This window comes from Flavobacterium sp. 38, assembly GCF_057799715.1.
This window is the reverse complement of record NZ_JBYNWZ010000004.1, coordinates 46,997-69,095: the sequence shown is the minus strand read 5'-3', so window position 1 is coordinate 69,095 and position 22,099 is coordinate 46,997. Positions and strand designations below refer to the sequence as shown.

Sequence of the window (22,099 nt, the reverse complement as noted above, 5' to 3'; positions counted from 1 at the left end):
CGCCCTGTTAATTCAGGGCGGTTTTTTTATAGAAACATATTACCTATATTTGTCCAATGGAAAAAGAACATCAAATATTTGGCATTAGAGCCATTATAGAAGCAATTAAGACAGGAAAAGAAGTAGATAAAGTCTTCATACAGAAAGATATTTCTGGTGAACTTATGAAAGATTTAATGAAAGTGATGAAACGTGCAAACGTGAACTTCTCGTATGTTCCTGTAGAAAAACTAAACCGACTTACGCCAAACAATCACCAAGGTGCAGTAGCTACCATCTCTCCTATTGGTTTTATGGATTTAGAACATTTAGTTGAATCTACAGTTGAGTCGGGTAAAAAACCTCTTTTTCTTATCTTAGATCAGATATCAGATGCTAGGAACTTTGGTGCTATTATTAGAACAGCTGAATGTACTGGCGTAAATGGAATAATTGTTCAAAAAGCTGGTTCTGCTCCTGTAAATGGAGATACTGTTAAAACTTCTGCCGGTGCGGTATTCAATGTGCCTATTTGCAAAGTTGAGCATATCAAAGATGCTATTTTTTACTTGCAAGGTTCTGGAATTAAAACAGTAGCTGCAACTGAAAAAACAGATCAAAACATATATGATATTTCTCTTTCAGAACCTTTAGCTATTATTATGGGATCTGAAGATCGAGGAATCAATCCATCAGTTTTAAAAATAGTAGACGAAAAAGCAAAACTACCGATGTTTGGCTCAATTGGATCTTTAAATGTATCTGTTGCCTGTGGCGCCTTTTTATACGAAGCTGTTCGACAAAGAACCTAAAAAACACATTGAGATTAAGATGCGAATGAAATAATTAAATACCTTTAATTAATGCTTTCAAAATCTAATTCAAATCTAAAAATTACATTATTCCGTTGCCTGTTTGTAGTTTTGCTAATTACAAACAGCTACGGACAAAACACTACGTATAATCAGTTTTGGAATGAATTTCAGTTTAACCAAAGCATAAATAAAAAATGGGCAACTGAAATAGATGTCGCAGCAGCTTACAGCAGTAAAGAATCTTCACCAAATTTATTCGAAAATACTACTCAGAGATCTTTAAGAGCTTGGGGGCATTATTACTTTTCTCCAAGATGGAAATTTTCAGCTTTTGCCGCCTATTACAATAACAAAGATGTTCCGGAAATTGGCCAGTTCGAATCTCCAGAATGGCGATTTGCTCTTCAAGGCACTTATTACTTTCATAAAACAGGCTACACTTTGAGTACAAGAATGCGTACTGAATTTCGTCATATTAAAAATGGAGATGATGAATATGAAAATGTCATTAGATATCGTCAGCAGATTAAATATATACAGCCAATCAACAGTAAATTTTTAAGAGCTGGAGTTGTCTATGCAATTGCATCTGATGAAGTTTATTTTAAATCGGGAGCAAAAGTTACGGGTGAGAGTTTCTTTGATCGAAATCGACTAAATATTGGAGCTGGTTATTTGTTTTCGGATGATTTGCAGGTTGAATTAACGTACTGTAATGAATATCTGCCAAGAAGTAAAGGAAACCAAACTACAAATGCTGCTTCGCTTACCATATCTTTCAACAATCTTTTTCGAAATCTTCAAAAGAAAATCCAAGACAAAAAACATCCCGAAGCAAAAGACGAAGAGTAAATTAATTTTCCTCTTTCTTTAAAAAACACTTAAGCTGTTCTAAAATAGCTTTTTTATAAAGCTTAAAATTATAGCTCCTCACAAATTCAGTGCCCTGCATATTGATTTCTGCGCTGACAGCCTCATAATTAGAAAAAGCTTCAATATCTTTAACATCAATTAGATAAAGAACCTGCATTATAGAATCGTTACGTTGATATTGTGTATCGTAATGGGCAAGTTTATAAGTATTATTATCTGCAAGATGAATAACTAAATCATCTTTAATTTTTTTTCCTTCTTTCTTTTCTGGAAACGGTGTGGGCTGTAAAGCAACAAAATAATGTTCTTTGTCAGTAACAATATTAATTTTCAACGATTTTGATTTTGTAGAATAAAAAACTGCAGGTTCAAAATAGTACATCATACTTCCGTCTGCCTGCACTTTATTTTTTATTTCACATTGAGCAATTCCTTTTGCATTATAAACAAAACACAAGAACAAAACCAAAAACTTCATTTTCATAATGCTCAAAATTAAATTGTTAGTATAACAAATTTACTCTTTTTATTTTAAAGGCAATTCTTGATCCGTTTCTTCACTTGAATCTGCTTTTTTGACTAAGATATAATTTACGGGATGACTTGCTGAAAAATACTCAATCTGCTCCTCTTCATCTTCATATGAAATAGGAACAAAATTTCCATTCTCGTCAAAATGCTTCATAAAAGGATCATTGCTAGCATCAAAATCTGGTCGTTGCCAATCGTAAACAATGGGTTTTGCATATTCGGGAGCTTTATAAAATAAAGTCAAAACAAAACCTGTAATAAGTCCCGCTAAATGCCCTTCCCAAGAAATAGATTGATCTACATCTGGAAAAACATACCAAATCATTCCGCCATAAAGTAAAATTACAGTTAAAGACAAAGCTACTAGTCTGTAATATTTAGTTTGAATTCCTTTAAAAAAAATAAAACTCACCAGAACATAAATTAATCCACTGGCACCAATATGAAAATTCTCTCTTCCGACCACCCACGTAATTAATCCTGAAAATAGTATCCCGTAACCAATAACACCAAAAGTCTGCTTTGGATAAAAGAATTGCATCGCGGCCAATAATATTAAAAGTGGAATACTATTGTTGTATAAATGATCTAAATTCTCATGAATAAATGGACTGAACAAAACACCTTGTAATCCTAAAAAATCTCTAGGATAAATTCCGTATCGATAAAAATCAAAATCAAAGCGAATCTGAATCCAATATATTATCCACAAAAAAAGGACAAAAAACAACGGTAATCCAATTACCGAATTTGAAAACTTAAAATTAGTATCGCTCATATTTTTCGAAAATAACATTTAATTGAACTCAAAAAACTATCCAAAAATATTTTACTGATAATTTGTCATATCAGAGAATAAAAAATTGTCTCAAATTGGAACAATCCTTCTCTCTTTGAAGTGTTTTAACTTTTGAATGAATGAAATTTAAATCTTAAAATAGTAATTTTGTAATTATGGAAGCACCTTTAGCAGAGCGTATTCGTCCGCAGAAATTAGAAGATTATATAAGCCAGCACCATTTGGTTGGACCAACTGGTTCTTTAACACAGCAAATTTCAAAAGGAATAATTCCTTCTCTAATTTTCTGGGGGCCTCCTGGTACAGGAAAAACTACATTGGCACAAATTATTGCGCAAGAATCAAAAAGACCTTTTTATATTTTGAGCGCCATAAATTCTGGCGTAAAAGATATTCGCGATGTTATTGAAAAAGCAAAACAAAGCGGTGGACTTTTTACTGCTAAAAATCCTATTCTATTTATTGATGAGATTCACAGGTTTAGTAAATCTCAACAAGATTCACTTTTAGCGGCAGTCGAAAAAGGTTGGATAACTTTAGTCGGTGCGACAACCGAAAACCCAAGTTTTGAGGTGATCCCTGCATTATTGTCACGTTGCCAAGTTTATATACTAAATGCTTTTACAAAAGCCGATCTAGAAGCTCTATTAGAGCGCGCAATGAAAACTGACACCTATTTATTGACAAAAAAAATAAATTTAAAAGAAACAGAAGCTTTATTGCGTATTTCAGGAGGTGACGGAAGAAAACTCTTAAATGTATTTGAACTTGTTATTAATGCTTCTACAGGAGATGACATTACTATAACTAATGATCGCGTTTTAGAATTGGTACAGCAGAATACTGTTCTTTATGACAAAACTGGCGAACAGCATTATGATATTGTTTCTGCATTTATCAAATCTATTCGAGGCAGTGATCCTAACGGAGCAGTTTACTGGCTCGCCAGAATGATCGAAGGTGGCGAAGATGTAAAATTTATTGCTCGAAGAATGCTTATCCTCGCAAGCGAAGATATTGGCAATGCTAACCCAACAGCACTTATAATGGCCAATAACACATTTCAGGCTGTTACCACTATCGGATATCCAGAAAGTCGGATTATATTGAGCCAATGTGCAATTTATTTAGCGACTTCTCCAAAGAGTAATGCGTCATACATGGCAATTGGAACTGCACAGCAATTGGTTAAACAAACGGGCGATTTGCCTGTTCCGCTTCATTTGCGAAATGCACCTACCAAACTAATGAAGGAATTAAGTTATGGAGACGAATATAAATATTCGCACGATTATGCCAATAATTTTGCCGAACAAGAGTTCTTGCCAGATGCCATAAAAAAAACGGTTCTTTACAATCCCGGGAACAATTCTAGAGAGAATAGCACGCGCGAATTTTTAAAGAACCGCTGGAAAGATAAATACGGTTATTAAACCGTATTTTATATTTAAAATTTAACTACAACTTTTTCTGAAACCAATTTATCATTTTGAATAGATTCAAAATACCACTGTCCATCTTCTTTTAAGATTAAAGAACCTTGAACATTATCTTTGGTAGCGATGTAAACATTTGCTTGCGAAGTTTTGAAAAGCTTCATAACTACTTTTGGAGTTTTATCGATCAATTGATACCCCGACTCTGTTGGTTGAGCATATAATAAATTTGGATCTTTTAAATCTATTGTAGGAGCAGATACTGTATTTGCTGGCGCAACTTTTATTGCCGCTGCAGCAGGAGCAACAGAAGCAGCCGCTGCTAAAGTTTCAGCAGTACGCTTTTGTGCAACTGGTGCTTTAGCCGATGTTGCAGGCGTACCACTGTATTTATAATGCAATGCATAAATTGATTTAAAAGCATCATCTAAAGCTTCTCTATAAGCAACGTCATAATCTTTTTCTCTACTTTTCCCTATTTCAGATGTATAAACAAGTTGTCCATAACAATCTTTTAATTCTACAAAAAGTTTAGTTACCAAAAATGCATTATCTTTTTTTACATCTGCATATAAAACGTGGCAACGATCTGTAAGCCCTTCTGGTAATTGCTCATTGGTGTAATAAGCTTCAAAACCCGCTTTCAATAAATTTGACTTTGTTAATGTAGACAAACGATATTGATTATCTGTTTTTATAAAATCATATCTCAAAGGCACAATTACAGCTTTGTAATCATTAACAGACTGTGCTAATCCAGCAACTGAACATAAAATGGCAGTAAGTAAAAGTTTAATTCTCATCTCTATAAATATTTTTTTAGTTCTAATAAATGGTTAATTTGTTTATAATCTCCAGAAACATCTAATTTTTTCTCATTAAAAAAGATTGCATCTAGCCCCGCATTTAAAGCTCCGTTTACATCAGCTTCAAAATCGTCTCCAATCATGATACTATTCTCTTTCGAAGTATTGGCCAGCTTTAATGCATAATCAAATATAATACTATTTGGTTTTTTAACCCCAGCTAATTCTGAATTTGTGATTGTGCTGAAATAACTTCCAAGCGAAGCATTATTAATTTTCTTATCCTGCACATTCGCAAATCCGTTTGTTATAATGTGAAGATTATATTTTGGCTTTAAATATTCCAAGACTTCAATCGCTCCGTCAAAAAGATAATTATTGTCGGTTAGAAACTCGATATAATCATTGGCAATTTCCAAAATACTTTCTTCTGAAATCACATAATTCAAAGCATCAAAAGAATACCTCAAACGATTATAACGCAATTCTTGATGTGTAATTTTGTCATTCTGATACAATCTCCAGCATTCTTGATTGATCGGAATATATTCTTTAATAAAATCTTGGGTAGTGATTTCTTGGTATTTACTTTTAAAAATACGATCAAAAGCCATTTCTGAATTTTTATCAAAATCCCAAAGCGTATGATCTAAATCAAAAAAGATGTCGGTAATATTGGTATTCATGGATTAAAAGTTTCCTTCATCTACAAAACTATAATATTTTGATTCAGTAATAATCAAATGGTCTAAAACTTTAACATCTAACTTCTCTCCTGCTTCACGAATCTTTTTGGTAATCTGTTTATCAGCATCACTTGGAATCAAACTTCCGGAAGGATGATTATGGCACAAAATCAAGCCAGTAGCACATTTCTCAAATGCCAATTTAAAAATCAACCTGATATCAACAGTTGTACCTGCAATTCCACCTTTACTCAATTGTGCCTTAGAAATTACATTATTAGAATTATTAAGAAAAAGCACCCAAAATTCTTCATGAGATAATTCACCAATTAAAGGTTGCATAACTTTAAAAACCATTTTACTGGAAGTTATTTTCACTGTTTCCTCCATTTTTCCCGATCTTCTTCTAATCGACAATTCAAGAGCGGCGACAATTGTAACGGCCTTTGCCTCTCCTATTCCTTTAAATTTCATCAATTGCCCTGTTGACAATTTCGATAAAGAATTAAGTCCTCCAACATTAGCTAAAATCCGTTGGCTCAATGCAACCGCAGATTCATTACGGCTTCCGGAACCAATTAAAATCGCTAATAATTCGGCATCGCTTAAGGCATCTTTTCCTTTATGCATTAATTTTTCGCGAGGCTTATCATCTTCTGACCAGTCTTTTATAGCGAAATGAGATTTTTCCATACTTATAAATTTTCGAGAGCGAAGATATAAAAATTAAGAAAAATCCTTCAATCAATAATTGGGTAATTAGAAAATTTGTCAATTAGATCATTGACAACACCTATAAATAAAAATGCCAATTGTATAACAATTGGCACATTATCTAATTTTCTAATTGACTAATTATCTAATTAACCAACCCTTTTACATCATCAAAATTCAAACCTCCATAATTTCCAGAACTCATTAATAAAAGTGCTGAATTATCAAGATTTAAATTGAACAAATATTCTTTAAACTCAGTTGGATTCGTATAAATAATTAAATCTTTTCTATTGAATGCTGTAGCAATCTGATCGTAAGTCACTTCTTCCAATTGTTTGATTTTTACCGCATCTGGCGAATAGAAAACAACAGCAACATCGGCATATTCTAAAGCGCCTTCGTATTCTTTCAAAAATGCAGCATTTAAACTACTGTAAGTATGCAATTCCAAACAAGCTACTAAAGTTCTGTTTGGATATTGTTCTTTTACGGCTTTTGTCGTCGCTGCAACCTTACTCGGAGAATGTGCAAAATCTTTATAAGCTACTTTTCCTTTTCCTTCAGCAATTTTTTCTAAACGTTTAGATGCACCTTTAAAACTTGCAATTGCCTCGTAGAAATCTTCTTCGTCAACGCCCATATTTTGGCAGATCCATTTTGCTCCGGCAAGATTATTTAAATTGTGAGCTCCAAAAACTTCAATCGGCATATCGCCTTCTGGAGTTTTTAATAAAGTCACACCATCGTTTACCGAATATTCTGGGGTTGAATACGCAATTTTTCTAATCGGATTTGTTGCCGCTTCTGCAACACGTTTTACTTCTGGATCATTTTCGTTGTAAACCAAAATTCCGCCGTTTGTAATTTTTTCGATGAAAATCTCAAACTGCTCCACATAATTTTCATACGTTGGAAAAACATTAATATGATCCCAAGCAATTCCAGAAATCAATGCAATGTTTGGCTGATACAAATGAAATTTAGGACGTCTGTCAATTGGTGACGACAAATATTCATCGCCTTCCAAAACCATAAAATCATTTTCTTCCGTCAAGTGCACCATGGTATCAAAACCTTCTAGCTGTGCTCCTACCATATAATCTACTGCAATATTGTGATAATGCATTACATGAAGAATCATAGAAGTAATCGTAGTTTTTCCATGCGAGCCACCAATTACAACACGAGTTTTATTTTTAGACTGTTCGTATAGAAATTCAGGATACGAATATATTTTAAGTCCCAATTCTTGTGCTTTCAACAATTCCGGATTATCTGCTTTTGCATGCATTCCTAAAATAATTGCATCAATATCGGCAGTTATTTTTTCTGGAAACCATCCCATTTCGGCAGGAAGAATTCCTTTTTTCTCCAATCTTGATTTTGAAGGTTCAAAAATAGCATCGTCACTTCCTGTAACTTGATATCCTTTATTGTGTAAGGCTAATGCTAGGTTGTGCATAGCGCTTCCGCCAATGGCGATGAAATGTGTTTTCATTTAAAATTCCAAAAAATTAAAAATCCCAAACTCCAATTGAATCTGGTATTTGATTATTTATGTTTTGTAGATTCTGTGTTTTATTCTTCAAAAATAAGGAAATATAATATCTCCCATTTGGTTTTGGAGATAAATTAGTACTTTGTACGAAAATTAGTTGCAAATATTTCACCCAGTTCCCAACCTTTTTTGAAATTTAAACATCTTTAGATTAAAACTTATTTTATGAAAAATATATTATTTGTACTACTGCTATTCTCGACAGCTTTATTTGCACAGCAAAATGACAAAAAATGGAAAAAAGTAAATGCTCTTGAAAGTGAAGGCAAAATAAAATCGGCAAACGAAGCTGTTGCTAAGATTTATAAAAAAGCAGTTTCAAAAAAAGACGAAGTACAAATGATAAAATCTTTTTTTTATCAATCAAAATATCTTCAAGTTCTTGACGAAAATTCGAAAACTAAAATTATAGCGAATCTAAAAAAAGATATTTCCCGCGTTTCGATTCCTTCACAAGCCATCTTAAATCTGATTTATGCGAAATGTCTCGATCATTATTCTAACTACGAAGAAGCTTATATTACTGTAGATAGCGCCGCTGCAATAGTCGATAGCGCAGCCGCCACAATAGACACTGCAGCTGTTGACGGAATTGCTGTTGTTGACACGACAACTGTTGTAGTTGATACGTCTGAAGACGCAGAAGCAAGTATTGAATTTACTTCAGAAAAAGAAGTGATCGCTGTTTTGAATAAAACACTAGAAAATGAAGCCATCCTTAAAGCGACACCTTTAACCAATTATCAGGATATTTTCGAGTTTCTGACTTTGGAAAAAATCAAAAACGAAAACTTGTATGACTATTTACTAAAGGAAAATATTGACTTTTTTACCTCAAAAATACATAGATGGGAAATCGACAATAGCCAGATTCAACAGCATGCAACTGAATTATTAGACGATAGCGACACCTTTCTAAAGCTTGATCTGAGTTTTATTACAGAAGAAAATCTCAAAAGGGTTTTGGCACTTTACCAAAAAGCAGAATTAAATAATCCATCATTAGAAAATCGTTTTAATCGCATTGATTACATCAGTGGCTTTTTGACTGATTCAAAAGACGATTTAATGAATGTGCTAAATGAATTGGAACAAAAATCTAACGATACACTATTAACTCAAAAAATCTTATTCAAAAAAGCGACAATCTTACACGAACAGGCTTCAAAACAATTACATCCGACTTATAACATTGATGCTTTAAAAATATTAGACCAAATTGAAAAACTGGACAATCAATCGAACATAGCCAAAAAAGCGCAGCAGGCAAAAAGTGAAGTTGTATGGAAAACGATGCAGGTTCAGATGGAAAAATATACTTATAGTAATGAAAACACCAGAGCTTTTATTACTTATAAAAACTTAAATCGCCTAAACATTTCTTTTTACAAAATAGATTCTAAAAAATTAACCGAAATAAGAAGCGCAAGATATAAAGCGGACAGTCTATCAACCGCATTTATAAAAAATAAAACTAAAATCGCATCAAAAGAATATGAGTTTCAAAACAAAAATGACTTTTTTGAATATACTACCGAGGTTCTTTTACCAAAATTAGAAACTGGAATCTACTTAGCTTATTTTGAAAGTGATTCTGAAGTAGACGGACAAAAGGCATTTGCTTTTGAAACTATTACGGTTTCAAATCTCAGTGTATTGGCTTTTCAGGAAAATGGCAAACAAAATTTTCAGGTTCTGGATCGAAAAACAGGAAAACCTCTTGAAAATGTTAGTATAAAAACAAAAAATTATACTTTAAAAACAGATTCAAACGGTTTAGCTACTTACTTTGGTACTAACAATTACAGATATAGCGATAAAACCGAATTTTCATTACAAAATGACACCATCATTCCAGAAGAAAATTATGTTAGATATGCCGAACAATACAAAAAAGACGAGGATAAAACTTTAAACGGAAAAGTTGAGTTTTATCTGGATCGCGCCATTTATCGTCCGGGTCAAACGGTTTATTATAAAGGTATTGCCTTTCAAAAACAAAATAACAAAACAAATATCGTTGCTCAAACTTCTTTCAAGATTACCGTTAGAGATTCTAATTATCAAAAAATCAAAGAATTTGACGTTACTACAAATGAATTTGGTTCCTTTTCTGGCGAATTTACTTTACCAAAAAATGGCTTAACCGGCTATTTTGAAATTGAAGCTGAGCAACCCGAAAATATAACCAAAGGAAACTCATTCTTTTGGGATAATGTAACAATGGAAAACTCAACAACAAATTTCAGCGTTGAAGAATACAAACGTCCAAAATTTAAAGTAGATTTTGATGCTAAAAAAGAAAATTATCAAGTAAATCAATCTGTCAAAATAAAAGGAACAGCCAAAGCATTTGCAGGAAGTAACATTTCTGATGCTAGAGTTACCTATACGGTTACCCGTTATTTAAGTTATTTTAGAAATTATTACGGTCAGGAACAAAATGAAATTATTGCGACAGGAGAAACCACTACTGATGCTTCTGGAAAATTTGTAATTGACTTTATTGCCCAACCTTCAAAAAATGCAGTAAAAGAACAATTGCCTGTTTTTAATTATAGAATTAATGCAAATGTTACTGACATTAACGGCGAAACACATTCTTCTGAAACTATAGTAAAAGTAGGTTATCATGATTTGATTCTTAATGCTACTGTACCCAACAGCATTAATACAAAAAATAAAAACAAAATCACGCTTACGAGTACCAATTTGAATGGAGAATTTGTTGCGACAAAAGGAGAAATTAAATTGTATTTTATGAATGCTTTTAAGAATAAATTCAAAAATCCAATCTTTGAAAAACCAGAAATCGAAACAATTTCAGCATCTGAATTTGAACGACTATTTCCTTATGAACAAAGACAAAATGAGTTTGCAGAAAAAACAAATAATGTTCTAGTATTTTCTAAAAAAGTTGATACTGAAAAAGAAAAAACTCTAGTACTTGACTTTATTTCAAATTACAAATCAGGAAACTATAAAATTGTTTTTTCTTCAAAGGATTCATTTAATAATCCTATAGAAGCGATTTCAGTTTTTCAAATCAAACAAAGCAAAGACAAATTTGATCCTGGAAAATTGTTTACTGCAACACAACTGAATGCCGATCCTAAAAAAGATGGTTTTATAGAAGTCCAATTATCTTCTGTAATTCCGGAGCTTTATATTATGGCAAGCGGCAATTACGAAAACAAAAGGTATTTTGAAAACACGTATCATTTAGAAAATAACCAAATAACAATCAAAATTCCGTTGCAGAAAGAATTTGAAAAATCGGTACGTTTGGGTTTTGAAAGTATTTTCGAAAATGAAATTTTTGTTGATGAAATAGAAAGCACTTTAAAATCTGACGAATCTAAACTAGAATTATTGGTTGAAAGTTTTAGAAATAAAATTGAACCTGGAAGCAATGAAAAATGGTCATTTAAATTGAAAAACACCAATGCAAAAGCCGAAGCAGAAGTACTAGCCTCGATGTACGACAGCTCTTTAGATCAATTTACCCAAAAAGATTGGCAAAACTTAATTATAGACCGATACCGTTACAATACCGCAAATTTTAGATCTGGAATAGGTTTTGAGAAAAGCTCCACTTCTATCAGAAATCTAAATAAAATTAAGCCGGAAATTGAATTTCGAGATGAAGAAACAAAATTAAACTGGTTTGGATTTGATTTTACGAACAGTACATATGGTTATGCTGCCGTAACAATAATGAATCTAAAAGATAAAAAAGTGGGCAGTGAAATGATAAAAGGAGAGGCTCATGCGGTCATGGCTGCTAGCGCACCTCCACCAGCTGGAGCTCCAAATGAAGAAGTTCAGGAAGACAACGCTGTTTACAATTATTCATCTAGTGATAAAAAAGCTAATTCAGTAAAATTTGTTAAACCAGTCATTAGAGGCTTAAGCTCAACCGTTGGCGGGACATCTATGTTGTATGTCGTCGATGGAGAAATTTCATCAGAAAGTGCAGTAAACGCTATAAATCCAGCAGATATTCTTTCGGTTGATGTTTTAAAAGATGCTAAAGCAACTGCTCTTTACGGAGCAAAAGCTTCAAACGGAGTAATCATTATTACCACAAAAAAATCTCTTGAAGCTTTAACACAAGTAAAAGCTAGAAAAAACCTTTCTGAAACAGCTTTCTTTTATCCAAATTTAAGAACAGATGAAAAAGGAAAAGTAAGTTTCAATTTTACTTCTCCAGAAGCTTTAACGGCTTGGAAACTTCGTTTGCTTGCGCATAACAAAGATGCTGTTTCGGGTTATTTGGAGAAAAGCGTTGTGACTCAAAAAGAATTGATGGTTTTGCCAAATTTCCCTCGTTTCTTTAGAGAAAAAGATACGATTACAATCAGTGCAAAGATTTCGAATATAACTGCTGATGCAAAAACGGGAATTGCAAGTCTTCAGTTTTTTGATGCTGTAACGATGCAGCCAATCGATGCTAAAATGCTTAATGCGAAAAACATTAAAAACTTTACGATTTCAGCGTATGGAAATACAACTGCAAATTGGAAAATTACAATTCCAGAAGGATTGCAAGGCATTCAATATAAAATAGTCGCCAAAGCTGGTAATTTCTCAGATGGAGAAGAAAGCATTCTTCCAGTTTTAACCAATAATATGCTGGTAACAGAAAGCATTCCGATTTGGGTTCGTGAGAATTCAACGAAAGAATATACGTTTGAGCATTTAAAAAACAACAATTCGAGCACTTTAAGAAATCATCAGTTTACTTTAGAATATACTTCAAATCCGACTTGGATTGCCATTCAGTCTCTACCCTATTTAATGGAATACGAACACGAATGCGCCGAACAGACTTTTGCTCGTTATTACGCCAATACGTTGGCTTCGGAAATTATTTCGAGTAATCCGAAGATTGCAACTGTTTTTGAAAATTGGAGAAAAAATGGAAAACCGATTTCTAAACTGGAAGAAAATGAAGAATTAAAATCATTGATTCTAGCTGAAACTCCTTGGTTAAAAGATGCTCAAAGCGAAGACGAAAAGAAAAAGAATCTAGCGCTATTATTCGATTTAGATAAAATGAAAACTTCTCAGGAAGCGACTTTCGAAAAATTAAAACAAAAGCAAAAACCTTCTGGTGGATTTACATGGTTCGGTGGCGATTATGAGAGCGAATATATCACAAGACATATTTTAGCAGGTTTAGGTCATTTAGAAAAACTAAGTAAAACCAGCACAGCAAAAATTGATGATATTGCCAAAAACGGAATTCCATTCCTAGATGACAAATTTTTAGATTATCATAAATCGAGAACCAAAAACTTAAAAGCGAACGATAAATTAATTTGGATCAATCCGTATTCTGATCTTCATTATTTATATACCAGAAGTTTTTATTTAGACAAATATCCGTTGTCTGATACTTTGAAAAAAATAGCAAAAGTATATCTAGAAACCGCTAAAAAAGATTGGCTGAATTATTCGATTTATGAAAAAGGTCTAGCTGCTTTGACCTTGAATCGTTTTGGAGAAAAAGAAAGCGCTAAAAAAATCATCGAAAGTTTAAAAGAAACTTCATCCAATAATGAAGATTGGGGAATGTATTGGATTGCCAACAAATCGGGTTGGTATTGGTATCAGGCGCCGATAGAAACTCAGGCTTTATTAATTGAGGCTTTCGCCGAAATAAATAACGATACGAAATCTGTCGATGCGATGAAAGTCTGGTTATTAAAAAACAAACAAACCAAAAACTGGCCGACAACCAAATCTACAACCGAAGCTATTTATGCTTTATTAATACAAGGAACTGATTGGCTTTCGGTAAAAGACAACACGGTTATAAAATTGGGGGACGAAAAAATCATCACCAAAAAACTAGCCGAAAACGAAAAAGAAGCCGAAACGGGTTATATCAAACTCAATTGGAAAGCCGATGAAGTGAAAAAAGAAATGGCTTCAATAAGCGTTCAAAACAAATCGAAAGTTCCAGGTTTTGGAGGTGTTTATTGGCAGTATTTTGAAGATTTAGATAAAATTAAAACGAACAAAGGAGCTGTTTTATCTGTTTCGAAAGAATTGTATCTGAAGAAAAACACTTTAAAAGGAAATGAATTAGAAAGAATAACTTCTAAAAACCCATTAAAAATTGGAGATTTAGTAACCGTGAGATTGGTTATCACTTCTAAAGAAGATGTAGAATATATTCATCTAAAAGATATGCGTGCTTCTTGTTTTGAACCTGTAAATGTACTTTCTGAATATCAATATAAAGATCGTTTAGGATATTACATGAGCACAAAAGACGCTGCAACACATTTCTTCTTTGATCAAATCAATAAAGGAACTTATCTTTTAGAATATGATATAAGAGTAAATAACAGCGGTGAATTTTCTAACGGAGTTACAACAATTGAAAGTATGTACGCGCCAGAATTTACAAGTCACACAAAAGGAATTCGAGTGAAAGTAAATTGATAATAAATTCCAAAAAACTCCAAATTCCAAATAGGAATAGAATCTGTTTTTTTGTCAGGCTGAGCGGAGTCGAAGCCTCAGCGTAATGGGCTTCGACTCCGCTCAGCCTGACATACGCTTTAAAACGTAAAAAGCCCGACAGGCTTAAAAAACCTGTCGGGCTTGTATATATAAGCTAACGACCATTATTCATTCCGTAGGAATGTCTCATCGGTTGAACAAAATTTGAATTGTGATTTTACGTTCCGTAGGAACGTTTGATTAATTGCATTTCATTTCCGTAAAACAGGTGTCCCTACAGGACACAAAACATTCAATAATATTCTTTTTCTACCGATGAGATATTCCTACGGAATATAAAATCGCTCACACTGTGATACGTTTTAAAATGTACAAACCCGACAGGTTTTAAAACCTGTCGGGTTTGTATATATAAGCTAACGACCGTTATTCATTCCGTAGGAATGTTCGGCGGTAGATATTATTTTGTAATCGTCAATTCGTCGATAATGTTTTTCGCACCAGCGTATTTATCGATGATCCAAAGTACATAACGAATATCTACGTTGATTGTTCTTTGTAAATTAGAATCAAAAATTACGTCTCCAGCCATTGCTTCGATGTTTCCGTCAAAAGCAATACCGATTAATTCTCCTTTTCCGTTCAAAACTGGTGAACCAGAGTTTCCTCCTGTAATATCATTATCCGTTAAAAAGTTTACTGGCATATAACCTGCTTTGTCAGCATATTGACCGTAATCTTTTTTCTTGTTTAATTCTAACAAACGAGATGGTAAATCAAACTCAGCATCTCCTGCTTTGTATTTTTTCACCATACTTTCCATTGTAGTATAGTTGTTGATTTTTGCATCGTTACGAGGATCTGCAGGTAAAGCGCGAACTTTTCCGTAAGTCAATCTCAACGTAGAGTTTGCATCTGGATATTTAATTGCGTTTAATTTAGATTCTCTTAAACCTTCAACCAATTTGCGGTAAGCAGTTGCAAAACCATCATCAGCTTTTGCTTGGTCGTCTGTTTTAGCGCGGTATTTTGTCAATAAATCATTAGAAATAATATACAACGGATCGTGTACAATTGCCAATGGTTTTGGATCTGCCAAGAATGCTAATACTTTTTCTTTATTTGTAAAATAACTAATCTCCGTTGCTTTTGCTACATCTGCAGTAAAATCACCATTATTAGCTGTTTTCATTTTTGCAATTTCTGGAGCAAGTCCGTACTCAGCACCTTTAGAAGCGTATAAATTTAATTGCGCCGCTAAAATGTCTTTTTCTAATGGAGCATAAAATTCACCATAAATGCTTTCAACCATCGCATTGATTTTAGGAAGCATTTCTGCTTTCTTAGCATCATTTTCTTTGTAGTAAGCAATTAATGCATTTCCTAAATTAGCCGGTCCAGTTGCATAACTAGAAGTACGTAAAAGCTGCATCAAATAATTATCGTGGCGTGCTTTTAAGTTTGTTTCTCTGTAATAATCGTTGATTGTCGGAATTACATTTTCATATTTCTCTTTGTTTGCAGGTTTGCTTGCCCACTCGTAGAATTTATCTTCTTGTTCTGCTTTAGTATCAACAGTTCCTGCTTTTGTTAAAGCATCGATCATTCCTTGACGGTTTTTCCAGTAGTTTGCAGTCGAAGCATATTTAGAAGCGTACTGTAAACGAACAGTTGCATCTTTATCCATATACTTTTTCATTACATCCATTCCTGTTTTTGCACCTTCAACCCACGCAGGATAAGCATATTTAATATTTTGCTCAATTCCTCCAGCTGGCATCCAACGGTTTGTTCTTCCTGGATAACCTAAGATCATAGCAAAATCATTTTCTTTAACTCCTTTTAAACTTACAGGTAAATAGTGTTTTGGTTTTAAAGGCACGTTGTCTTTAGAATAAGCTGCAGGATTTCCTTCTTTGTCAGCATAAACTCTAAACATAGAGAAATCTCCTGTTTGACGAGGCCACTCCCAGTTGTCTGTATCTCCACCAAATTTACCAACACTTTCTGGCGGTGTTCCTACTAAACGAACATCTGTGTAATCTTGGTAAACAAAATAGTAATATTCATTTCCTTGAAAGAAAGGACGAACAGAAACCGTATATTTTCCATTTTCGCTATTTTCTTTTTCAATCAAAGCGATTTCTTGCTGAATGATTTTGTTTCTTTCAGTTTCAGTCATAGTATCGTTTACTTTAGACAAGATTCTTTTAGAAACATCATCCATACGCACGAAGAAACGAACGTATAAAGATTTTGGTTTCATTTCGGCACTTTTATCTTTTGCCCAGAAACCATCTTTTAAATAGTTTTGTTCTGCTGATGAAAGTTCAGCAATTGCGTTATAACCACAGTGGTGATTTGTTAAAACTAAACCGCTGTTAGAAACGATTTCTGCAGTACATCCACCATTGAATTGTACAATTGCATCTTTCAAACTGTGATGATTAATACTGTAAATTTCTTCGGCTGTCAACTGCAAGCCCATTTTCTCCATATCTCTATGGTTCAATCTTTCGATAAACATCAAAAACCACATTCCTTCATCAGCTCTCATTGGGAAAGCCATAAGGCACATGGTCAAGAATAAAATTACTTTTTTCATGTTATTTTGTTTAAGTGATGCGAATATAAGCCATTTTCACAATAAAAATAAATTTAAAGGTTCAAAACAAAATTTATTAAGGCTATTTGTTTCCAATTTTACGAAATTCATAATTTTTGCAAGTCAACAATTTAACTTAATTTTTAGAGTAAAAGTGTAAATTAAAGATTAAAAATCAGCATAAATTATAAAAGATTCATTAAACGCAATCATTATTTGTAAAAATTAAGCTTCAAAGTAAAAATAATAATTTAAAATATTTCTTACAAATATTATTCTTCTAAATTTGTAATTGTATTTAAACATAAATGAAAATGAAAAAATTATTATTTGCATTACTATTTGCTACAACAATTGTAAGTGCACAAAAAGGATCCATTTTATTAGGCGGAAATGTTGGTTTTTCTTCAGAAAAGATTGGCGATTCTAAATTAGAGAACTTCGAATTCTCTCCGAAAGTCGGGTATCAATTTGCAGAAAAATGGACGTTGGGAGTTGAAGGTTCTGTTATGAATGTTAAAAAGCCTGGAGAAGACTCTACAGAAAAATACAAAATTGGTGGCTTTTTACGTTATTCGACGCCACTTTCGGATTTGTTTTCCATCTATGCAGATTTAGGAGCTGGCTACCAAAGTGCCTCTTTGAACGACGCCAAAGGAATGTACGCCAATTTAACTCCAGCTTTATTCATTAATATGAAAAACGGATTTGGATTGAATTTTTCTATCGGAGGAATTAATTATGATAACCTAGATGGAAAAAATGATCCGAGACAAGAACGCCTTGGTTTCGATTTTGGAAAAACCTTCAAAATTGGTGTTTCTAAAAACTTTGGTTTGTAATTCTTACTTAAAATTTTATAAAGGGCTCTTATTTTTTTGTTACAAAAGCAAAAACCCGGCAATTATACATTGTCGGGTTTTTATCTTATTTGTAAATAATTTACTCATTAAGCATTTTCCAAAGCCTGTCTTTTAAATCTGTTAGACCTTGCTGTGCAACAGATGAAATAAACATGTAAGGAACACCTTTAAAAGAAACATCTAATTCTGCTTTCAATTCTGCCTTCAATTCATCATCCAGCATATCGCATTTTGAAATAACAACAAGACGTTCTTTGTCTAGCATTTCAGGATTATATTTAGTCAGCTCGTTAACTAAAATATCATATTCTGCTTTAATATCTGCTGTATCAACAGGAATTAAAAACAATAATGTTGAGTTACGTTCAATATGGCGCAAGAAGTAATGTCCTAAACCTTTTCCTTCTGCAGCACCTTCAATAATTCCAGGAATATCGGCAATTACAAAAGACTGAAAATCTCTGTATGCCACGATTCCTAAATTTGGCTTTAAAGTCGTAAACGGATAATCTGCAATTTTTGGTTTTGCCGAAGTTAAAACAGAAAGCAAAGTCGATTTTCCTGCATTGGGAAAACCTACCAAACCAACGTCTGCCAAAACTTTAAGTTCCAAAATTACATCCATTTCTAAACCTGGCAAACCTGGCTGTGCGTAACGAGGCGTTTGGTTTGTCGAACTTCTAAAATGCCAATTTCCTAAACCTCCTTTTCCTCCTTTTGCTAGAATTCTTTTTTCTCCGTGTTCCGTAACTTCAAAAAGTGTCTCTCCAGTTTCTTTGTCTTTTACAACAGTTCCTAGTGGCACTTCAATGATTTTATCTTCACCGTCTGCTCCGGTACTTCTGTCAGAACCTCCATCTCCACCGTGACCAGCTTTAATGTGACGCGCAAACTTTAAATGAAATAATGTCCAGAGTCCTTTATTTCCAACTAAATACACATGTCCTCCACGGCCACCGTCTCCACCGTCTGGACCTCCTTTTTCAATAAATTTCTCTCTATGTAAATGCGTAGATCCTTTTCCTCCTTTTCCGGAAGAAACATATATCTTAACGTAATCTACAAAATTTCCTTCTGTCATTGTTTTTGTTTATGTATAGTTTCACATTTAAAGTTTCACGTTAGTTTAAGTCCTGCGAACTTGAAACTTGAAACATCAAACATGAAACAAAATTCTCTCTACTCTTTTAATGCTTTTACAAGCACTTTGTCAATTTTAACTCCGTCCATGTCAACTACTTCTAGAACAAATTTCTGCCAGATCAGTTTTTCGCCTTCTTTAGGAATATGCGAAAGCTCCGTCATGATCATTCCGCTTACGGTATTTACTTCGTAATCGTTTGTCAATTCATCCAATTCGAAATACGTCAAAAAGTCGTGTAACGAATAATGTCCATCAACTAGCCACGAACCATCTTCTCTTTCGATTAATTGAAATTCGTCTTTATAGAATTCTGCGGCATCACCTACTAAAGCTTCTAAAATATCATTCAACGTAATCATACCCTGAAAAACACCATATTCATCTGAAACTAAAGCATAGTGAACACCTGTTTTTTTGAAATTTTCTAAAGCTTTGTAAGCTGTAGTTTGTTCCATTAAATAGGGCGCGTCTGACAATATTGATGATAAATCGAAATTATCTTTTTCGATATTGGCGAAGATATTTTTTAGTGTTACCACCCCAACAATATCATCGTAATTATCATTATAAACAGGATAAACGGCATGAAGATCCTGAACAACCAATTCTTTAATTTTTTCTTTATCTTCTTTTAATGGCAACATGTCAACCGACTTGCGGTGCGTCATTAAAGAATTTACTTTTCGGTCTCCAATATGGAAAACACGCTCCACGATATCTTGCTCAATTTCTTGAACTTCACCTACTTCTGTTCCTTCTTTGATAATCGCTTTAATTTCTTCCTCAGTCACTTTTCCGTCAGCAGTTGGTTTTATTTGAAGAACATTCAATAAAAAATCTGTTGAAGAAGTCAGTAACCAGATAAATGGAGCCGTAATAATCGAAATTACTTTCATTGGCATTGCTACCATTTTTGCAATTGCTTCTGGATAATTTAATCCAATTCGTTTTGGAAGCAATTCTCCTAAAACCAATGAGAAAAAAGTTAAAACCACCACTACAATCCCTACTGCGATAGAATGTGCATAAGGTTTAAGAGCAGCAAATCCGGCTACAAAAAGCTCAACATCAGCCGTAATTTTATCTCCAGAATATATACCCGTCAAAATTCCGATTAAGGTAATTCCGATTTGCACTGTAGATAAAAACTTATTTGGCGAGTTGGCTAAATCGAGTGCCGTTTTGGCACTTTTATTGCCTTTTTTCGCAGCTGTTTCTAGCCTGTTTTTACGGGCCGAAATCAGGGCGATTTCAGACATGGAGAAAACTCCGTTTAATAGAATTAGAAAAAATATAATTAGTATTTCCAATTGATAGGGGATTCGTTATAAAATAGTCTCGTTACTATAATTTGCATTCTAAATTTAAATATTCCTGATGGAAGTAAAAAGTCCACAACCAAAAAAACTAATTTTCATGAAACAACCAATGTTACGACTGCTTCGCACAAAAAATAGTTTTTTTAGTCAGGACCTTAAAACGGCAGCTGGAATAAGCTTCTACAAATTATCTATAACTGACGTTAATCGCTCTGTAATTTGTTCAATAGTTCCGATACCATCTACGGCGTGAAACTTGTTTTGTTCTTTATAATATCCAATAAGAGGAGCTGTTTTCTCGTTGTATTCTTGGTATCTCACACGAATTTTTTCTTCGTCTTGATCATCAGCTCTTCCGCTTGTTTTTCCTCTTTCCAATAAACGTTTTACCAAAATCTCATCATCAGCTTCTAAAGCAATTGTTGCTGTTACACTTGAGCCGATTGTTGGTAAAAATTGATCTAAAGCCTCAGCTTGATTGATAGTTCTTGGGTAACCGTCGAACAAGAATCCTGCTGTATCTGGATGTTTTTTTACCTCATCAATTAACATTGCAGTCGTTACTTCGCAAGGAACCAATTCTCCATTGTCCATAAAAACTCTTGCTTTTTTTCCTAGTTCAGTATCATTTTTTAAATTGAAACGAAAAATATCTCCTGTTGAAAGGTGTGTTAAATTGTATTTCTCTTTTAAAAATTCTGCCTGAGTTCCTTTTCCTGCACCAGGCTTTCCAAATAAAACGATGTTAATCATAATTGAAATGAGTGTTGTTACTTCTGTCTTTCAGAAGTCTTTAAATGAATATTTAGTTGTGTTTTGTTATTCTGCTAATTTATACACTTCAGTTAAGTTTCTTCCTAAACCATCATAGTCCAAACCATAACCCACAATAAATTTGTTCGGAATACGAATTCCAACATAATCTATTTTAATGTCTTTTTTATACGCTTCAGGTTTAAAAAACAATGTTGCAATTTTAAAATGCTTTACATTTTGTGCTTTAAACAAGTGCTTCAATTCTTCAATTGTATTTCCGGTGTCAATAATATCTTCAATAATTACAACCGTTCTATCGGTCAAATCTTGATTGATTCCGATTAATTGTTTTACCGATTCTGTCGATTCCGTCCCTTCATACGAAGCCATTTTGATAAACGAAACCTCGCATGGCTTTTTATATTTTTTTAAAAAATCCGACACCACCATAAAAGCACCATTCAAAACTCCAATAAAAATTGGTGTTTCATCTCCAAAATCATCTTCTACTTGAGCAACCATTTTGGTCAAAGCAAAATCAATTTCTTTAGCCGAAATAAACGGAACAAATTGTTTATCGTGAAGTTGTATCATTATTTTTCTTTTTAAAATAATGGACAAAGATAAAGAATTAGAACTTAACAGCTTCTATCAAAATAAACTGTATCGAGATATTTTTTCTGAATGTTAAATATCAGTTAATGTTTACAAATTATTTTTTGACGCTATTTGATT

Annotated in this window: 16 protein-coding genes; 5 read left to right on the top strand and 11 right to left on the bottom strand. The window is 33.3% G+C overall.

The features are described 5' to 3' along the window. Positions 1-56 precede the first annotated feature (56 nt). Together rlmB and AC3E9W_RS11545 are read left to right on the top strand one after the other, a co-directional pair. Positions 57-791, top strand: coding sequence for a 23S rRNA (guanosine(2251)-2'-O)-methyltransferase RlmB (gene rlmB / locus AC3E9W_RS11550; RefSeq protein WP_488768466.1), 735 nt, complete (start codon positions 57-59; stop codon positions 789-791). Positions 792-842: 51 nt separating this feature from the next. After that, the gene (locus tag AC3E9W_RS11545) at positions 843-1,646 is read left to right on the top strand and encodes a DUF2490 domain-containing protein (protein ID WP_488768465.1); all 804 of its coding nucleotides are present in this window, start codon (positions 843-845) and stop codon (positions 1,644-1,646) included. Position 1,647: 1 nt separating this feature from the next. Here the strand turns inward: AC3E9W_RS11545 and AC3E9W_RS11540 are convergent, their stop codons facing one another. Both AC3E9W_RS11540 and AC3E9W_RS11535 read right to left on the bottom strand, forming a co-directional pair. Then, positions 1,648-2,151, bottom strand: coding sequence for a hypothetical protein (locus tag AC3E9W_RS11540; protein ID WP_488768464.1), 504 nt, complete (start codon positions 2,149-2,151; stop codon positions 1,648-1,650). 42 nt (positions 2,152-2,193) lie between these two features. Beyond that, positions 2,194-2,976: a rhomboid family intramembrane serine protease gene (locus AC3E9W_RS11535; protein ID WP_488768463.1), complete on the bottom strand. Its 783-nt coding sequence runs from the start codon at positions 2,974-2,976 to the stop codon at positions 2,194-2,196. A 176-nt stretch (positions 2,977-3,152) separates the two neighbouring features. On the opposite strand from AC3E9W_RS11535, the gene AC3E9W_RS11530 reads away from it, so the two are divergent. Next, complete coding sequence (locus AC3E9W_RS11530) at positions 3,153-4,430, top strand: replication-associated recombination protein A (RefSeq protein ID WP_488768462.1); 1,278 nt, start codon at positions 3,153-3,155, stop codon at positions 4,428-4,430. 14 nt (positions 4,431-4,444) lie between these two features. Here AC3E9W_RS11530 and AC3E9W_RS11525 read toward each other — a convergent pair whose 3' ends face one another. The 4 genes from AC3E9W_RS11525 to AC3E9W_RS11510 all read right to left on the bottom strand — a co-directional run bounded on the left by AC3E9W_RS11525 (position 4,445) and on the right by AC3E9W_RS11510 (position 8,140). Further along, positions 4,445-5,236 (bottom strand): hypothetical protein, encoded by a 792-nt coding sequence (locus AC3E9W_RS11525; protein ID WP_488768461.1) that lies wholly within the window; start codon positions 5,234-5,236, stop codon positions 4,445-4,447. Between the two features lie 2 nt (positions 5,237-5,238). Next, entirely contained in the window at positions 5,239-5,925 is a 687-nt protein-coding gene (locus AC3E9W_RS11520; RefSeq protein ID WP_488768460.1) for a YjjG family noncanonical pyrimidine nucleotidase, read from the bottom strand. Between the two features lie 3 nt (positions 5,926-5,928). Further along, positions 5,929-6,618: a RadC family protein gene (gene radC, locus AC3E9W_RS11515; protein ID WP_306158276.1), complete on the bottom strand. Its 690-nt coding sequence runs from the start codon at positions 6,616-6,618 to the stop codon at positions 5,929-5,931. Between the two features lie 166 nt (positions 6,619-6,784). After that, the gene (locus AC3E9W_RS11510) at positions 6,785-8,140 is read right to left on the bottom strand and encodes a UDP-N-acetylmuramate--L-alanine ligase (RefSeq protein ID WP_488768459.1); all 1,356 of its coding nucleotides are present in this window, start codon (positions 8,138-8,140) and stop codon (positions 6,785-6,787) included. A gap of 225 nt (positions 8,141-8,365) precedes the next feature. Between AC3E9W_RS11510 and AC3E9W_RS11505 the strand changes: the two genes are divergently transcribed. Next, the gene (locus AC3E9W_RS11505; protein ID WP_488768458.1) at positions 8,366-14,656 is read left to right on the top strand and encodes an alpha-2-macroglobulin family protein; all 6,291 of its coding nucleotides are present in this window, start codon (positions 8,366-8,368) and stop codon (positions 14,654-14,656) included. A 481-nt stretch (positions 14,657-15,137) separates the two neighbouring features. On the opposite strand, the gene AC3E9W_RS11500 is transcribed toward AC3E9W_RS11505, so the two are convergent. Continuing rightward, positions 15,138-17,282, bottom strand: a complete 2,145-nt coding sequence (locus tag AC3E9W_RS11500; RefSeq protein ID WP_488768457.1) for a S46 family peptidase — start codon at positions 17,280-17,282, stop codon at positions 15,138-15,140. Positions 17,283-17,596: 314 nt separating this feature from the next. On the opposite strand from AC3E9W_RS11500, the gene AC3E9W_RS11495 reads away from it, so the two are divergent. Beyond that, positions 17,597-18,124, top strand: coding sequence for an outer membrane beta-barrel protein (locus AC3E9W_RS11495; protein ID WP_488768456.1), 528 nt, complete (start codon positions 17,597-17,599; stop codon positions 18,122-18,124). A gap of 100 nt (positions 18,125-18,224) precedes the next feature. Here AC3E9W_RS11495 and obgE read toward each other — a convergent pair whose 3' ends face one another. From obgE to hpt, 4 genes are all read right to left on the bottom strand, one after another. After that, entirely contained in the window at positions 18,225-19,226 is a 1,002-nt protein-coding gene (gene obgE, locus AC3E9W_RS11490; protein ID WP_306158286.1) for a GTPase ObgE, read from the bottom strand. Positions 19,227-19,324: 98 nt separating this feature from the next. After that, complete coding sequence (locus AC3E9W_RS11485; RefSeq protein ID WP_456895495.1) at positions 19,325-20,599, bottom strand: hemolysin family protein; 1,275 nt, start codon at positions 20,597-20,599, stop codon at positions 19,325-19,327. Positions 20,600-20,788: 189 nt separating this feature from the next. After that, positions 20,789-21,361, bottom strand: a complete 573-nt coding sequence (locus AC3E9W_RS11480) for an adenylate kinase (protein WP_306158290.1) — start codon at positions 21,359-21,361, stop codon at positions 20,789-20,791. A 66-nt stretch (positions 21,362-21,427) separates the two neighbouring features. Beyond that, positions 21,428-21,958, bottom strand: a complete 531-nt coding sequence (gene hpt / locus AC3E9W_RS11475; protein ID WP_306158292.1) for a hypoxanthine phosphoribosyltransferase — start codon at positions 21,956-21,958, stop codon at positions 21,428-21,430. Between the last annotated feature and the right edge of the window lie 141 nt (positions 21,959-22,099).

Coding starts and splice junctions, on each gene's coding strand:
- rlmB (WP_488768466.1), top strand. CDS start 57: ATGGAAAAAGAACATCAAATATTTGGCATTAGAGCCATTATAGAAGCA.
- AC3E9W_RS11545 (WP_488768465.1), top strand. CDS start 843: ATGCTTTCAAAATCTAATTCAAATCTAAAAATTACATTATTCCGTTGC.
- AC3E9W_RS11540 (WP_488768464.1), bottom strand. CDS start 2,151: ATGAAAATGAAGTTTTTGGTTTTGTTCTTGTGTTTTGTTTATAATGCA.
- AC3E9W_RS11535 (WP_488768463.1), bottom strand. CDS start 2,976: ATGAGCGATACTAATTTTAAGTTTTCAAATTCGGTAATTGGATTACCG.
- AC3E9W_RS11530 (WP_488768462.1), top strand. CDS start 3,153: ATGGAAGCACCTTTAGCAGAGCGTATTCGTCCGCAGAAATTAGAAGAT.
- AC3E9W_RS11525 (WP_488768461.1), bottom strand. CDS start 5,236: ATGAGAATTAAACTTTTACTTACTGCCATTTTATGTTCAGTTGCTGGA.
- AC3E9W_RS11520 (WP_488768460.1), bottom strand. CDS start 5,925: ATGAATACCAATATTACCGACATCTTTTTTGATTTAGATCATACGCTT.
- radC (WP_306158276.1), bottom strand. CDS start 6,618: ATGGAAAAATCTCATTTCGCTATAAAAGACTGGTCAGAAGATGATAAG.
- AC3E9W_RS11510 (WP_488768459.1), bottom strand. CDS start 8,140: ATGAAAACACATTTCATCGCCATTGGCGGAAGCGCTATGCACAACCTA.
- AC3E9W_RS11505 (WP_488768458.1), top strand. CDS start 8,366: ATGAAAAATATATTATTTGTACTACTGCTATTCTCGACAGCTTTATTT.
- AC3E9W_RS11500 (WP_488768457.1), bottom strand. CDS start 17,282: ATGAAAAAAGTAATTTTATTCTTGACCATGTGCCTTATGGCTTTCCCA.
- AC3E9W_RS11495 (WP_488768456.1), top strand. CDS start 17,597: ATGAAAAAATTATTATTTGCATTACTATTTGCTACAACAATTGTAAGT.
- obgE (WP_306158286.1), bottom strand. CDS start 19,226: ATGACAGAAGGAAATTTTGTAGATTACGTTAAGATATATGTTTCTTCC.
- AC3E9W_RS11480 (WP_306158290.1), bottom strand. CDS start 21,361: ATGATTAACATCGTTTTATTTGGAAAGCCTGGTGCAGGAAAAGGAACT.
- hpt (WP_306158292.1), bottom strand. CDS start 21,958: ATGATACAACTTCACGATAAACAATTTGTTCCGTTTATTTCGGCTAAA.